The sequence below is a fragment of the Microbacterium sp. PF5 genome, assembly GCF_004794315.1.
GTDB classification, from domain to species: domain Bacteria; phylum Actinomycetota; class Actinomycetes; order Actinomycetales; family Microbacteriaceae; genus Microbacterium; species Microbacterium sufflavum.
The window spans coordinates 1-13,591 of record NZ_SSDQ01000022.1; the positions used below are offsets into that span (position 1 = coordinate 1).

Genomic DNA, 13,591 nt, shown 5'->3' on the forward strand with positions numbered 1-13,591 from the left:
AGGCCGTCGCCCGTCTCCGCGACGCCGCCGGGGGAGCACCCGTCACGCTGCACCGCGCCATCGACGTGACCGCCGACCCGGTCGCCACGCTCCGCACCGCGCGCGAGCTCGGGCTGCGCCGCGTGCTCACCTCGGGCGGAGCGTCCGCCGCGATCGACGGCATCGACACGCTGCGCGCCCTGGTCGCCGCGGCCGAGGGCGCGATCGAGGTCATGGCCGGCAGCGGCGTCGACGTCGCGAGTGCCCCCGTGCTCGCCGAGACCGGCATCGACGCGCTCCACTTCTCCGCCAAGCGCACGGTCGTCGCTGAGGGCGGCGTGCGCATGGGCTCGGCGTCCGACGGCGTGGGCGGCTACGAGGTCACCGACCGCGACATCGCCGTCGCGATCAGGGACGCGCTCCCGGGGCGCGACCGGTAGGGTCGCAGCGTGACCGACACCCGCGAGTTCACCGATTCCCACGGCATCGCCATCGTCTACGACGTCCACCCGGCTGCGGGCGAGCCCCGCGGCGTCGTGCAGCTGCTGCACGGCGTGGGCGAGCACGCCGGCCGCTATCCCGCGCTGATCGCCGCGCTCACCGGCGCGGGCTTCCACGTGTACGCCGACGACCACCGCGGCCACGGGCGCACCGGTCTGCGTCAGCACGGCGACCCCGAGAAGCTGGGGCGGCTCGGCCCCGGCGGACTCCGGGCGGCGAAGGACGCGATCTGGCAGCTCACCGGCATCATCCGCGACGAGAACCCCGGCCTGCCGCTCGTGCTCCTCGGGCACTCGTGGGGGTCGTTCCTGGCGCAGATGCTCGTGAACGAGCACGCCGAGGCGTACGACGCGGTGATCCTCTCCGGCTCGGCACTGCGGACCCCGCGGTCGCTGAACCCCGCGCCGCTGAACGCCGCGTGGGCCGCCGACGACGCGACCGGATACGAGTGGCTGAGCCGCGACCCCGCGGTGTGGAAGTCCTTCGAGGAGGACCCGCTCACCACGGGCGTGCCCCTCCTGAAGCTGTTCGGTCCGCTCGACGCGGCGCGGCTCTACGGTCGTCCGGCGAAGCACCTCGCCCGCGACCTGCCGATGCTCCTCCTGGTCGGCCGCGACGACCCGGTCGGCGGTCCGCGCAGCGTCCACAAGCTCGCCGACGAGTACCGCCGCCGCTCGGGCCTCACCGACGTCACGACCCTCGTGTACCCCGACGCCCGTCACGAGATCTTCAACGAGCAGCAGCAAGACGAGGTGCGCGCCGACGTGCTCGCGTGGCTCGACGCGCACATCCCCGCCCGCTGACATCCCCGCTGCCGGGCGGCGACCCCGGTGCGAGGTCGTTATCGGCCCTCCGCCCGGCCTCGTGGGCCCCTTTTCGCACCCGCACCGGCCCGTCCGCACCCACACCCGCACGCGACCGAGGCGGACTGTGACGCGGGATGACGCGCGGTGAAGGAGTGTGACGCGAGCGCGCCGCGCCCGGCGTCGGCGACCTAGATTCGGCTCATCCGCAGCAGGGACGGGAGGGCGCGCGGCGATGGGTTTCCGGAGCGACTGGCACGAATGGCATGCGGCGCGCGAGCGCTACGCCGGCGCGGAGTACGGGCCGTCCGCGCTCGAGTCCACGAACTGGCTCATCAGCGAGCCCGCGGCCGTCGACGGCATCCCCGGGCTCTGGGCCCTCGCCGGCGACGATGGCATCCGCGGCACCGAGCTCGGTCAGGCGGGGTCGAGCGTCACCCTCCGTGGCACCCAGACCCTGCGTCTGGGCCGCCGCGAGCTGCGCGTGTTCGACCGCAACGGAGCGATCGCGCTGCGCGTGTGGAACCCCGCGCGCCCGCAGCGGGAGTGGTTCACGGCGATCGACGCCTACGCCCCGGACGAGCGGTGGCGCCTGCCCGCCACGTTCGAGCCGACGCCGGGCGAGCGGATCCTGGTGACCTCGGTCGACGGCGCCTCGCGCGAGACGGACGTGGCGGGGCGCCTGCACTTCACGCTCGCCGGAGCCCCGCACACCCTCACGGTCACCCGCACCGGCCAGGGCGCCCTGAGCGCGGTGTTCTCCGACGGCACCAGCGGCCTGGAGACGTACCGGTTCCGTTTCCTCCCGGTCGACGAGCCCGCCGAGGACGGGACGGCGGTGCTCGACTTCACGCGCGCCTACCTGCCGCCGTGCGCGTTCTCCGACCAGTTCGTGTGCCCGCTGCCGCCACCGGGCAACCGCTACTCCACGCCCATCCGCGCGGGGGAGCGCGTGGTGGTGCTCGGCGGCTGACCCGCGCGGCACGGCGCGCCTTAAGCTGGAGTCGTGCACGGTGAATACAAGGTCCCTGGGGGCAAGCTCGTCGTCGTCGACCTCGAGGTGGAGAACGACCGGATCGCGCGGTTCCGGCTCGCCGGCGACTTCTTCCTGGAACCGGACTCGGCGCTCGACGACATCAATGCGGCGGTCGAGGGGCTGCCCGTGGAGTCCGACGCCTCCGCGATCGCGGCCGCCGTCCGCGGGGCCCTCCCCGAGGGGGCGCAGCTGCTCGGCTTCACGCCGGAGGCGGTCGGCACCGCCGTGCGACGCGCCCTGGTCACCGCGCCGGGCTGGCGCGACTTCGACTGGGAGATCGTGCACGACAGGGCCGTCTCCCCGCGCATGAACCTCGCGCTCGACGAGGTGCTCACGTCGCGCGTGGGCGAGGGGCGTCGTCGTCCCACGCTGCGCATCTGGGAGTGGGACGAGTCGGCGGTCGTGATCGGCTCGTTCCAGTCGTACCGCAACGAGGTCGACCCGGAGGGCGCGGCCCGGCACGGGTTCGATGTGGTGCGCCGCATCTCCGGCGGCGGGGCCATGCTCATGGCGGCCGGCCAGATCATCACCTACTCGCTGTACGTGCCGGCGTCGCTCGTGGCGGGCATGACCTTCGCCGACTCCTACGCGTTCCTGGACGACTGGGTGCTGCAGGCGCTGCGCTCGCTCGGCATCGACGCGGTGTACCAGCCGCTCAACGACATCGCGAGCCCCACCGGCAAGATCGGCGGCGCCGCGCAGAAGCGTCTCGCCAACGGCGGGGTGCTGCACCACGCGACGCTGTCGTACGACATCGACGGTCAGGTGATGACCGAGGTGCTGCGCATCGGCCGCGAGAAGCTCAGCGACAAGGGCACCACGTCGGCGGCGAAGCGCGTCGACCCGCTGCGCAGCCAGACGGGGCTCGAGCGGGCGGAGATCATCGACCGGTTCGTGGAGACGTTCCGCTCGCTCACGTCCGCCGAAGACGGCACGATCACGCCGGAGGAGTACGCCGACGCCGAGGCTCTGGTGGAGTCGAAGTTCTCCACCGACGCGTGGCTGCACCGGGTGCCGTGACGACCTCGGACGCGGGCGCGGGCCGTCCCGTCGCCGCGGAGGGGGCGTCGCGGGGTGCGGTCGAGATCGTGGAGGGCGACAACCTCGCCGTCGCCGCGACGCTGCCGTCCGGATCGTTCACGCTGGTGTACCTCGATCCGCCGTTCAACACCGGGCGGGCGCGCGAGCGGCAGGTCGTGACCGCACGGCGGACGTTCACGACTCCTCACGACCCCGCCGACCCGGAGGCCCCCGGTGCCGACGGGCCTGATGCGGAGGCAGATCCGCGGAGTTCTGAACCCGCGGCGGCGGAGGCCGAGGTGCGGCACGGGTTCCACGGCCACGCGTACGAGCGGGTGCGGGGCATGCTCCGCGCGTACGACGACAGCTTCGACGACTACGGCGCCTTCCTGATGCCCCGGCTGGAGGAGGCGTGGCGGCTCCTGGGCGACGACGGCACGCTGTATCTGCACCTCGACTACCGCGAGGCGCACTACGCCAAGGTGATGCTCGACGCGGTGTTCGGGCGGGACTGCTTCCTCAACGAGCTGATCTGGGCCTACGACTACGGGGCGAAGTCGCGGCGGCGCTGGCCCACCAAGCACGACACGATCCTGGTGTACGTGAAGAACCCGCGCACGTACGTGTTCAACTCCGACGACGTCGACCGCGAGCCGTACATGGCTCCCGGTCTGGTCACGGCGGAGAAGGCGGCGCGCGGCAAGCTCCCCACCGACGTGTGGTGGCACACCATCGTCCCCACCACGGGTCGGGAGAAGACGGGCTATCCGACGCAGAAGCCCGAGGGGATCCTGCGGCGCATCGTCACGGCGTCGAGCCGTCCGGGCGATCGCGTGCTCGACCTCTTCGCCGGCAGCGGCACGACCGGGGCGGTGGCGTCGGCGCTGGGCCGTGACGCGGTGCTGGTCGACGACAACCCCGAGGCGGTGCGGATCATGGCCGAGCGCATGCCGCACGCCGAGGTCCGTCGCGGTTGAGGCTCAGACCGCGAGGGAGATCTTGCGCAGCGTCTCGGTCACGGTCCACACCGTGCGCATGCCGGCCGACAGGCGCATCACCGACCCGGGCCCGACCTCGACAGACGGCAGCGCGGGCTCGGTGAACTCGATGGTCGCGCGGCCAGACAGCACCACGAACACTTCGTCCTCCTCGGTGTCGCTCGCGGCGCCCGGCGTCATCTCCCAGACGCCGACCTCCGTCCCGTCCGTGGCGTCGAGCACGGCGTACGCCGCGGTCGGCGCTCCGTCGCGCACCTCGTCCGCGGGCAGGGGCTCGTGCGCGAGGGCGACGGCGCGCGCGTCCACGGGCGTGCCCGGTGTCAGCGCGGTCACGAGTCGAACCCCATGCCGAGGGCGTCGAGCGTCTTCAGGAACGGGCCGCGTCGTCCCCCGTCGTGGTCGGCGCGGTCCATCGCGGCGCGCACCAGGTTGATGCCGATCGAGGCGGCGGGCTCGGGCGGGAAGGGGATCGGCTTCTCGCGCACCATGCGCAGCTCCGTGCGCTCGGTCTCCTCCCCGGCGAGCTTGTCGAGCATCACATCCGCGGCGAACCGGGCGGCGCCCACCCCGAGCCCGGTGAATCCCGTGGCGTAGGCCACGCGTCCGCGGCGGGCCGTGCCGAAGAACGCGCAGAACCGGCTGGAGGAGTCGATCGCCCCCGCCCAGCGGTGCGTGAAGCGGAGCCCGGCGAGCTGCGGGAACGTGGTGAAGAAGTGGGAGGCGAGGCGTCGGTGGCTCTCCATCCGGTCCTCGTACGCGGGGCGCACCTTCCCGCCGAAGTGGTAGACCGCGTCGTAGCCGCCGAACAGGATCCGGTCGTCGGCGGTGAGCCGGTAGTAGTGGAACTGGTTGGCGCTGTCGGCGAGGCCCTGGCGGTTGCGCCAGCCGATCGCGTCGAGCTGCTCCGCCGACAGCGGCTCGGTCATCAGCACGTAGTCGTACACGGGCACCGTCATGAGCCGGTTGCGCTTCAGCAGCGAAGGGAACACGTTCGTGGCGAGGGCGATGTTCTCCGCGGTCACCCGTCCGCCGTCGGTCACGAGGGTGACCGGGCCGGCGTCGGGTCCCTCGATGCGGCGCACCATCGTGTGCTCGTGGATCTGCACGCCGAGCTCGACGGCCAGGCGCGCGAGCTCCAGGCCGAGCTTGGCGGGGTGCACGAGGGCCGTGCCCTCCCGGTCCCAGGCGCCGGCGAGGAACGTGGGGGAGTGCACCTCGGCCTGCACGGCGTCGCGGTCGAGGAAGTCCTCCTCCTCGCGCAGCCACTCCACCTGGTGCGGCTCCACGGCCACGGCCAGCTGGCCCGTGCGCTCGAACTCGGCGTCGAGGGCGTACCGGCGCACGGTGTCCTCGATGCCGTCGAGGTTCTGCCGCCCCAGCTCCTCGAGCCGGTCGATCTCCTCCGGCCACCGGTTCACGCCGTTCTCGTGGCCGTGCGTGATGCTGGCCTCGCAGAAGCCGCCGTTGCGCCCCGACGCGGCCCAGGCGACGCGCGAGGCCTCCAGCAGCACGACCGTGCGCCCGGGGTCGCGCTCCTTCGCCCTGATCGCGGTCCACAGCCCGGTGTAGCCGCCGCCGACGATGGCGAGGTCGGCGTGCGCCGTCCCGCGCAGCGGCGGATGCGTCGGGCGGTCGACGTCGTCGAGCCAGAAGACCGACAGGGCGGTGTCGCGCAGGGACTCGTCGATGACGGACGGCGCGGGACGCCGGCGTTCGAAGACCGTGGTGCCCATGTTCACTCCCGGGTGCGGGGACGCGTCAGCGCGTTCCCCAGTTGTAGAGGTCTTTGTACAGTCCGGCGTAGAGCAGGCTCTCGGTCTGCACGATGCCGGGGATGGTGCGGATGCGGGTGGCGATGAGGTCGATCAGGTGGTCGTCGTCCTCGCACACCGCCTCGACGAGGATGTCGAAGGTGCCGAGCGTGACGACGACGTACGCGAGCTCGGTGATCGCGGTCAGCTCCTCGGCGATCGCGCGGGGGTCGCCGGAGACGCGGATGCCGATCATCGACATGCGCCGGAAGCCGAGCTGGAGCGGATCGGTGACGGCGACGATCTGGATGGTCCCGGCCTCGGTCATGCGCTGCACCCGCTGGCGGGCGGCGGCCTCGCTGAGTCCGACCTCGCGCGCGATCTCGGAGTAGGGACGGCGGCCGTCTTCCTGCAGCAGCTCGACGATGCGCTTAGAGATGTCGTCGAGGGGCGGCTGCGGCGTCGGAGTCATGTACCGATAGTGACATTCTCAGGGGGCTGTCGCAACTGATTCCGTCGTTCGGCCCTCGTCATCCTTCAGATTCCGCGTTCGAGTGGCTACCATGGCGCCATGCACACCCCGTCGACGACGACCGAGCCCCTGCACAACTTCCTCGGCGGCCGCGCCGTGCCCGCCCACGGACCGGGACGGCTGCCCCTGATCGACCCGGCGACCGAGGAGCCGTACGGCGAGATCCCCCTGTCCGACGCCGCCGACGTGGACGCGGCCGTCGCCGCCGCGGCCGCCGCGTTCCCCGAGTGGCGCGACACCACGCCCGCGCAGCGCCAGCTCGCCCTGTTCCGCATCGCCGACGAGATGGCCGAGCGAGCGGAGGAGTTCGCCGACCTGGAGTCCCGCGACACCGGCAAGCCCCGCGCCACGCTGGTCGCCGACGAGATCGAGCAGTCCATCGACCAGCTGCGCTTCTTCGCGGGTGCCGCGCGCAGCCTCGAGGGGCGGGCCGCCGCGGAGTACGTCGCCGGACACACGTCGTTCGTGCGCCGCGAGCCGATCGGGGTCATCGCGCAGGTCACCCCGTGGAACTATCCGCTCAACATGGCGGTGTGGAAGATCGCGCCGGCGCTCGCCGCGGGCAACACCGTGGTGCTCAAGCCCGCGGAGGCGACGCCGCTCACCACGCTGCTGCTCGCCGAGATCGTCGCGCGGCACACCCCGCCCGGCGTGTTCAACGTGGTGCTGGGCGACCGCGACACCGGCGCCGCGCTGATCGCCCACCCGGTGCCGCAGATGGTCGCGATCACCGGCTCGGTGCGCGCGGGCATGGCGGTCGCCCGATCGGCCGCCGACGACGTGAAGCGCGTGCACCTGGAGCTCGGCGGCAAGGCGCCCGCCCTGGTGTTCGCCGACGCGGCGCTCGACCGCGCCGTGGAGGGCATCGTCGCCGGAGCGTTCTTCAACGCGGGACAGGACTGCACGGCCGCCACCCGGGTGCTCGTGCACGCGTCCAAGCACGACGAGCTCGTAGCGGCCCTGGTCGCCCGCGCCCGCACGCACGCGCGCACCGGCGGCCCGCACGACCGGGGCGTGCTCTACGGACCGCTCAGCAGCGCCGCCCAGCTCGCCCAGGTGCAGGGCTTCATCGACCGCCTCCCCGCGCACGCCACCGTGGCCACCGGCGGCCGCCGGCAGGGCGACCGCGGCTACTTCTGGGAGGCGACGATCGTGACCGGTGTGCGGCAGGACGACGAGGTCGTGCAGGGCGAGATCTTCGGACCCGTGCTCACCGTGCAGTCGTTCGAGACCGAGGAGGAGGCGCTGGCCCTCGCCAACGGCGTGCCGTACGCGCTCGCGGCGTCGGTGTGGACCACGGATCACGCCAGGGCGATGCGCTTCTCGCGCGACCTCGACTTCGGGTGCGTGTGGATCAACACCCACCTGCCGTTCGTGTCGGACATGCCGCACGGCGGCTTCAAGCACTCCGGCTACGGCAAGGACCTGTCCCAGTACGGCTTCGACGACTACACGCGCCTCAAGCACGTCATGAGCGCGATCGACTGACGGGCGGCCCCGGGCCGTCCGGGCTCAGCGCGGGCCGAGGAGCTTGACGCGGCGGTGCTCGCGGAGCGTGAACTGCGGGCGCTGGTCGATCTTGGTCGCCCCGTCGAGCTCCCACCCGTGCCGGGCGTAGAACCCGTCGGCGCGGTCGTTGCCGTCGAGCACCCACAGGTAGCCGCGCGTGTGCCCGGCCTCGATCATGCGCGCCTCCGCGGCTTCGAGCAGCGCATGACCCGCGCCCGTCGACCACGTGTCCGGGTCGGCGTAGATGCCGTACAGCTCGGCGTCGTCGAGACCGTCGGGGTCGCGCCCCGAGCCGAACGACGCCCACGCGATCACCGCACCGTCGCGCACCGCCACCAGGGTGCCCAGGCTCGTGGGCAGCGGGTCGGCGAAGATCCGCCGCCACCCCTCGGCGCGCTCCGAGACCGAGAGCCCGTCGAGCACCTCCTGGTCGATCAGGCCGCGGTAGGCGGTCTGCCACGAGCGCACGTGCACTCGGGCCACGGCATCGGCGTCGTCGGCGCGGGCGTCGCGGATCACGAAGGACGTCATCCCTCCACCCTAGGTGCGCGCGGCGACGGCGGAATCGGGGTGGACGCACGCGGCCGGATGTAGCATGCTGGCCGGGCACCCGAGCCGAACCACGAGCATCGACACCTCCGAGGATCAGCCGCATGTCACGACCCCTTGCCGGACCGCAGAGCCTGCTCCGGTCGCTCAACGGCCGCGCGATCCTGGAGCGGCTCGCCGACAGCGGTCCGCAGACGCGCGCGGAGCTGATGGCGGCGACCGGGCTGTCGCGCACGGCCGTGACCCAGGTGCTGCGGATGCTGGAGGCGGGCGGCGCGGTGGCGGCCGCCGGCGTCGACCGCGGTGCGCGGGGTCCCGCCGCGGGGCGCGTGGCCCTGCACCCGGGGCTCGGGGTCGCCGCCGCGGTGCACGTGGACCATCATGCCGCCCACGTCGTGCTGGTCGATGCGACCGGAACCGTGCGGGCCGAGCAGCACGCGCCGTTCCCCTCGTCCGGGGACCGGGTCGGGCACATCGCCGGGCTCGTGGCGTCGTGCCGGGAGTCCACGCGCGGCCCGCTGCACCTCGCGGTGGTCGGGGTGCCCGGCATCGTGACGGCCGACGGAGGCATCCGCGACGACCAGGGCCCGGACGGCGGTGCGTTCCGCTCGGCGCTGCAGACGGCGCTCGGGTGCCCGGTGCAGGTGGAGAACGACGTGAACCTGGCCGCGCTCGCGGAGCTGACGGCGGGGGCGGGGGCCGAGCTGAGCAGCTTCGCCCTGTTCCTGCTCGACGACGACCTCGGCGCGGGCATCGTGATCGAGGGGCTGCTGCACCGGGGCTTCTCGGGTGTCGCGGGCGAGATCATGTATCTGCCGCAGTCGCCGCTGCCGATCGGCGCCCCCGTCGTGGGGGAGGAGGTGGTGCACGACCTCGCGCTCGGTCTGGGTCTCGACGTGCGGGCGCCGCTGCTGGCCCACCTCGAAGCCGCGCAGCAGGGCGACGAGAAGGCGCGCGAGCTGGTGGCCGAGATCGGCAGGCGCCTGGTGGTGGCGGCGGGCACCGTGGCGCTCGTGCTCGACCCCGAGGCGTTCATCCTCGGCGGCGAGGCCGCGCACCCCGCGCTCGTGGAGGCGGTCGACCGCGTCGCGGAGGAGTTCGCCGCGCAGCTGCCGCTCCGGTTCCTCGTCTCGGCGTTCGGCCCGGAGGCTCCGCTCGTCGGGGTCGTGGGCGAGGCGGCCTCCGCCCTGCGCGCGCTCGTCTTCTCCCGTCTCCTCACCCCCGCGGCCGCCACCCCCCGACCCGGCCGCTGACCCCGACAGGACCCGCCATGACCACTCCGCCCCCGCTCGCCGACCGGCTCGGCCTCCCGTCCGGTGCCAGGGCGATCATCCTCAACGCCGACGACTTCGGCATGTGCCACGCGGCGAACACGGCGATCGGGAGCCTCCTCGAGCGGGGCCGCATCGACAGCGCGACCGTCATGGTCCCGTGCGCCTGGGCGCCCGAGGCGCTCGCGTTCGCCGCCGGTCGACGCGACCTCGATGTGGGCGTGCACCTCGTGCTCACCAGCGAGTGGCGGCGCTACCGGTGGCGTCCGCTCACCGGCCCCGGCACCACCCTCGTCGACGGCGACGGCTTCTTCCCGAACGAGGTCGCCGCGGTCGAGCAGGGGGCATCCGAGGCCGACGTGGCCGCCGAGCTGACGGCGCAGGTGCAGGCCGCGCTCGACGCCGGAGTCGACGTCACCCACCTCGACAACCACATGGGCTCGGTCTACGGACTGCAGAGCGGGCGCGACTTCCTGCGGCCGGTGTTCGAGCTCGCCGCCCGGCTCGGCCTGCCGTTCCGGCTTCCGCGATACCGGGAGGGCGCGGAAGCCGACCAGGAGCTGCAGGCGAAGCTCGCGGAGGCCACGGCCGCCGCCGATGCGCTCGGCGTGGAGATCATCGACCGGCTGTGGACGCACCCGTTCGAGCTGGCCGGTGAGGGCACGGCGCAGGAGGAGACGTACGAGCGGGTGCGCGACGGGTTCCTCGACGTGCTGCGGGCCGTGCCGCCCGGCGTGACCGAGATCTACCTGCACCCGATGACCGACGGCGCCGAGCTGCGCGCCGCCGTCGACTTCGGGGCGGCCAAGCGCGGCTACGAGCTGCGGCTGCTCGACGACCCGCTCGTGGAGCAGACGATCGACGACGAGGGCCTCGTGCGGGTCGGCTGGCGCGACCTGCGCGACCTGCAGCGCGGGGCGGCCCGGTGACGGCGCTCGCGGACCGGCTGCGCGACCGTCGCCTCGACGCGGCCCCGACGCGGGCGCAGTCGATCGCGTTCGGGGCGTCCGGGTTCCCCACGCAGCTGATGACGCAGACGTTCTCCGCGTTCGTCGTCTACTTCTACGTGTCGCACCTCGCGGTGCCCGCCACCTGGGTGGCCGTCGCGATGGTCGCACACGGCATCCTGAACGCGGCGCTCAACCCGCTGGTGGGCGCGCTGTCCGACCGGATCCGCACGCCGTGGGGCCGCCGCATCCCGTGGATCGGCCTCGGCATCGTGCCGCTGGTGGTGGCGTTCGCGCTGGTGTGGATGCCGCCCGACCTGCCCGCGGACGGCCTCATCGCCTGGTTCCTGGTGGTGGTCGCGGTCTACGACATCGCGTTCGTGGTGGTGGTGCTCAACATCTCGGCGCTGTTCCCGGAGATCTTCCGCACGACGGAGGAGCGCGCGCGGGGCAACGTGCCGCGGCAGATCTTCGCGATCCTCGGCATGGTGCTCGGCACGGCGGGCGCCCCGGCACTGTACGACGCGATCGGCTGGCCGGGCATGGCGCTCGTGCTGTCCGGCGTGTGCCTCGTGCTGCTGGCGTGGTCGTTCTTCGGCGGCATGATCGAGCGGCGCGTGCCGGAGGCGGCGTCGGAGGCGATGCGCTGGCGCGACCAGCTCACCTACACGTTCCGCAATCGGGCGTTCGTGCCGTACGTGCTGGGGTCGCTGTGCGTGCAGACCTCGATCGCGGTGATCCTCGCGTCGGTCCCGTTCTACGTGCGGTACTCGCTGGGTGCGGCGGAGGGGGAGGGCAGCCTGCTGCTCGGCGCGATCTTCGTGACCGCGATCCCGTCGATCGTGCTGTGGAGCACGGTGGTCCGCCGCACCTCCCCCCGCACGGCCCTGCTGTGGAGCGTGGCGGTGTTCGGGGTCGCGGTGCTCGGGTATCTGATCCCCACGTCGGTGCTCGGAGCGGCTCTCGTCGGCGTCGCGGTGGGTGTGGGCGTGGGCGGGCTGCTGCAACTGCTCGAGGTCGTGCTGGCGCAGATCATCGACGACGACGCGACGCGCACGGGGCATCGGCGGGAGGGCGCGTACTTCGGCGTCAACGGCTTCGTCGTCCGCGGCTCCGTCGTGCTGCAGGCGATCGTCGCGGCGGTCGTGCTCACGGCGTCGGGGTTCGACGCGACGCTCGGCGAGGCGCAGCCCGATACGGTCGACGGCGGCATCCGGCTCATGCTGGCGGTGATCCCGCTGGGGTTCACCGCGCTCGCGTGGCTGTGCTTCTGGCTCTACCCCATCCGCACCCGCGACGTGTGAGGCTCAGGCGCCGGCGGCCCGCCGCGCTTCCCAGCCCGTGCGCACCATCTCGTCGACCGTGTACCGCATGCGCCAGTCGAGGTCGCGCGCTGCGAGCTCGCCGGTGGCCACGATGCGGTCGGGGTCGCCCGGGCGCCGAGGGCCGACCTCGGGCGTGAAGTCGATGCCCGTGACCCGGGCGACCGCGTCCATGATCTGCGCCACGCTGAGGCCGTCGCCCGAGCCGAGGTTGTATGCCGGCTCGAGGGGCTCGCCCGCCGCGAGGCGCTGCGCGGCGGCCACGTGCGCGGCGGCGATGTCGCCCACGTGCACGTAGTCGCGCACGTTCGTGCCGTCGGGGGTGTCGTAGTCGTCGCCGAAGATCTTCGGGGTGCGGCCCTCCAGCAGCGCCTCGAACACGATCGGGAAGAGGTTGTGCGGGCTCACGTCGTACACCGCGGGGTCGGCCGAGCCGACGACGTTGAAGTAGCGCAGCGAGGTGTGCCGGAGCGGCCGCTCGCTGTCGGCGGTGGCGATGGCCTGGTCGCGCAGCAGCCACTCGCCGATCAGCTTCGACTCCCCGTAGGGGCTCGCCGGCTTCTTGGCGGTGTCCTCCACCACGAGCGGCACGTCGGGCGTGCCGAACACGGCGGCCGAGGAGGAGAACACGATGTTCGCCACCCCGGCGGCCTGCATGGCCTCCAGGATCACGCGGGTGCCCTCGACGTTCTGCGCGTAGGTGTGCAGCGGGCGCTGGACGGAGACCCCCGCGTACTTGTACCCGGCCACGTGGATCACGCCGTCGGCGTCGTGGTCGCGCAGGGCCTTCTCGACCAGGTCGCGGTCGAGGATGCTGCCCTGCACGAACGGCACGCCCTCCGGCACGAACGAGGCGACGCCGCTGGACAGGTCGTCGAGCACGACCGGGGTGAGACCCGCCTCCGCGAGAGCGCGGACCACGTGGGCGCCGATGTAGCCGGCGCCGCCGGTGACGATCCAGGACATGCGTTCCTCTCCTGCCGCGACCGTGGCGGCTCGACCACTCATTGTGTCAGGCGTCGCGGTGCGGACCTGCGGACGGGCTGACGGTGAACACGTGCGGCTCGGCGTATCCGGCCTCGGCGAACCGGGCGCGCACGGCGGTCGTCACCGCCTCGACCTCGTCCTGCGGCACGAGCGCGATCGCCGCGCCCCCGAAGCCGCCGCCGGTCATGCGCGCCCCCAGGGCACCGGCGGCGAGCGCGGCGTCGACTGCGGTGTCGAGCTCGGGGGTGGAGATCTCGAAGTCGTCGCGCATCGAGGCGTGCGAGGCGACGAGCAGGCCGCCGATGGCCCGCGCGCCCTCCGCCCGCAGCACGGTGACGGTGTCGCGCACGCGCTGGTTCTCGGTGACGATGTGGCGCACGCGGCGG

General features: G+C 73.1%; 14 protein-coding genes and 1 pseudogene. 9 read left to right on the plus strand and 6 right to left on the minus strand.

Annotated features, from left to right (window positions below):
* The 5 genes from DW297_RS00395 to DW297_RS00415 form a co-directional block, all read left to right on the plus strand.
* Positions 1-419, plus strand: a 419-nt coding sequence (locus tag DW297_RS00395; RefSeq protein WP_275092279.1) for a copper homeostasis protein CutC, incomplete at its 5' end; no start/stop codon positions are given.
* A 9-nt stretch (positions 420-428) separates the two neighbouring features.
* Complete coding sequence (locus tag DW297_RS00400) at positions 429-1,283, plus strand: alpha/beta fold hydrolase (protein ID WP_136028536.1); 855 nt, start codon at positions 429-431, stop codon at positions 1,281-1,283.
* Positions 1,284-1,518: 235 nt separating this feature from the next.
* A complete protein-coding gene (locus tag DW297_RS00405) occupies positions 1,519-2,256 on the plus strand; it encodes a DUF1684 domain-containing protein (protein ID WP_136028537.1) in 738 nt (245 codons plus the stop codon).
* 33 nt (positions 2,257-2,289) lie between these two features.
* Positions 2,290-3,339, plus strand: a complete 1,050-nt coding sequence (locus DW297_RS00410; protein WP_136028538.1) for a lipoate--protein ligase family protein — start codon at positions 2,290-2,292, stop codon at positions 3,337-3,339.
* Between the two features lie 65 nt (positions 3,340-3,404).
* Positions 3,405-4,316 carry a DNA-methyltransferase gene (locus DW297_RS00415; protein WP_136028548.1) on the plus strand — a complete coding sequence of 304 codons (912 nt, stop codon included), beginning with the start codon at positions 3,405-3,407 and terminating at the stop codon, positions 4,314-4,316.
* 3 nt (positions 4,317-4,319) lie between these two features.
* Here DW297_RS00415 and DW297_RS00420 read toward each other — a convergent pair whose 3' ends face one another.
* From DW297_RS00420 to DW297_RS00430, 3 genes are read right to left on the minus strand one after another with little or no spacing between them, the layout of a single operon-like run.
* Complete coding sequence (locus DW297_RS00420) at positions 4,320-4,670, minus strand: cupin domain-containing protein (RefSeq protein WP_136028539.1); 351 nt, start codon at positions 4,668-4,670, stop codon at positions 4,320-4,322.
* Positions 4,667-6,070, minus strand: a complete 1,404-nt coding sequence (locus tag DW297_RS00425; RefSeq protein ID WP_136028540.1) for an NAD(P)/FAD-dependent oxidoreductase — start codon at positions 6,068-6,070, stop codon at positions 4,667-4,669. The genes DW297_RS00420 and DW297_RS00425 overlap by 4 nt, the downstream gene beginning before the upstream one ends.
* Positions 6,071-6,095: 25 nt before the next feature.
* Positions 6,096-6,560 carry an Lrp/AsnC family transcriptional regulator gene (locus tag DW297_RS00430; protein ID WP_136028541.1) on the minus strand — a complete coding sequence of 155 codons (465 nt, stop codon included), beginning with the start codon at positions 6,558-6,560 and terminating at the stop codon, positions 6,096-6,098.
* Between the two features lie 99 nt (positions 6,561-6,659).
* On the opposite strand from DW297_RS00430, the gene DW297_RS00435 reads away from it, so the two are divergent.
* On the plus strand, positions 6,660-8,108 hold the full coding sequence (locus tag DW297_RS00435) for a gamma-aminobutyraldehyde dehydrogenase (protein ID WP_136028542.1): 1,449 nt from the start codon (positions 6,660-6,662) through the stop codon (positions 8,106-8,108).
* Positions 8,109-8,132: 24 nt separating this feature from the next.
* Here DW297_RS00435 and DW297_RS00440 read toward each other — a convergent pair whose 3' ends face one another.
* Positions 8,133-8,660, minus strand: a complete 528-nt coding sequence (locus tag DW297_RS00440; protein WP_136028543.1) for a GNAT family N-acetyltransferase — start codon at positions 8,658-8,660, stop codon at positions 8,133-8,135.
* A gap of 122 nt (positions 8,661-8,782) precedes the next feature.
* Here DW297_RS00440 and DW297_RS00445 point away from each other — a divergent pair, with 122 nt between their 5' ends.
* From DW297_RS00445 to DW297_RS00455, 3 genes are read left to right on the plus strand one after another with little or no spacing between them, the layout of a single operon-like run.
* On the plus strand, positions 8,783-9,931 hold the full coding sequence (locus DW297_RS00445; protein ID WP_136028544.1) for an ROK family protein: 1,149 nt from the start codon (positions 8,783-8,785) through the stop codon (positions 9,929-9,931).
* A gap of 17 nt (positions 9,932-9,948) precedes the next feature.
* Complete coding sequence (locus DW297_RS00450; RefSeq protein WP_136028545.1) at positions 9,949-10,878, plus strand: polysaccharide deacetylase family protein; 930 nt, start codon at positions 9,949-9,951, stop codon at positions 10,876-10,878.
* Entirely contained in the window at positions 10,875-12,200 is a 1,326-nt protein-coding gene (locus DW297_RS00455; RefSeq protein ID WP_136028546.1) for an MFS transporter, read from the plus strand. Before DW297_RS00450 ends, DW297_RS00455 begins: the two co-directional genes overlap by 4 nt.
* 3 nt (positions 12,201-12,203) lie before the next feature.
* On the opposite strand, the gene galE is transcribed toward DW297_RS00455, so the two are convergent.
* Both galE and DW297_RS00465 read right to left on the minus strand, forming a co-directional pair.
* On the minus strand, positions 12,204-13,184 hold the full coding sequence (galE, locus tag DW297_RS00460; protein ID WP_136028547.1) for a UDP-glucose 4-epimerase GalE: 981 nt from the start codon (positions 13,182-13,184) through the stop codon (positions 12,204-12,206).
* Between the two features lie 46 nt (positions 13,185-13,230).
* A pseudogene (locus DW297_RS00465) lies at positions 13,231-13,591 on the minus strand (galactokinase); the annotation flags it as partial.

Coding starts and splice junctions, on each gene's coding strand:
- DW297_RS00405 (WP_136028537.1), top strand. CDS start 1,519: ATGGGTTTCCGGAGCGACTGGCACGAATGGCATGCGGCGCGCGAGCGC.
- DW297_RS00425 (WP_136028540.1), bottom strand. CDS start 6,070: ATGGGCACCACGGTCTTCGAACGCCGGCGTCCCGCGCCGTCCGTCATC.
- DW297_RS00430 (WP_136028541.1), bottom strand. CDS start 6,560: ATGACTCCGACGCCGCAGCCGCCCCTCGACGACATCTCTAAGCGCATC.
- DW297_RS00435 (WP_136028542.1), top strand. CDS start 6,660: ATGCACACCCCGTCGACGACGACCGAGCCCCTGCACAACTTCCTCGGC.
- DW297_RS00440 (WP_136028543.1), bottom strand. CDS start 8,660: ATGACGTCCTTCGTGATCCGCGACGCCCGCGCCGACGACGCCGATGCC.
- DW297_RS00445 (WP_136028544.1), top strand. CDS start 8,783: ATGTCACGACCCCTTGCCGGACCGCAGAGCCTGCTCCGGTCGCTCAAC.
- DW297_RS00450 (WP_136028545.1), top strand. CDS start 9,949: ATGACCACTCCGCCCCCGCTCGCCGACCGGCTCGGCCTCCCGTCCGGT.
- galE (WP_136028547.1), bottom strand. CDS start 13,184: ATGTCCTGGATCGTCACCGGCGGCGCCGGCTACATCGGCGCCCACGTG.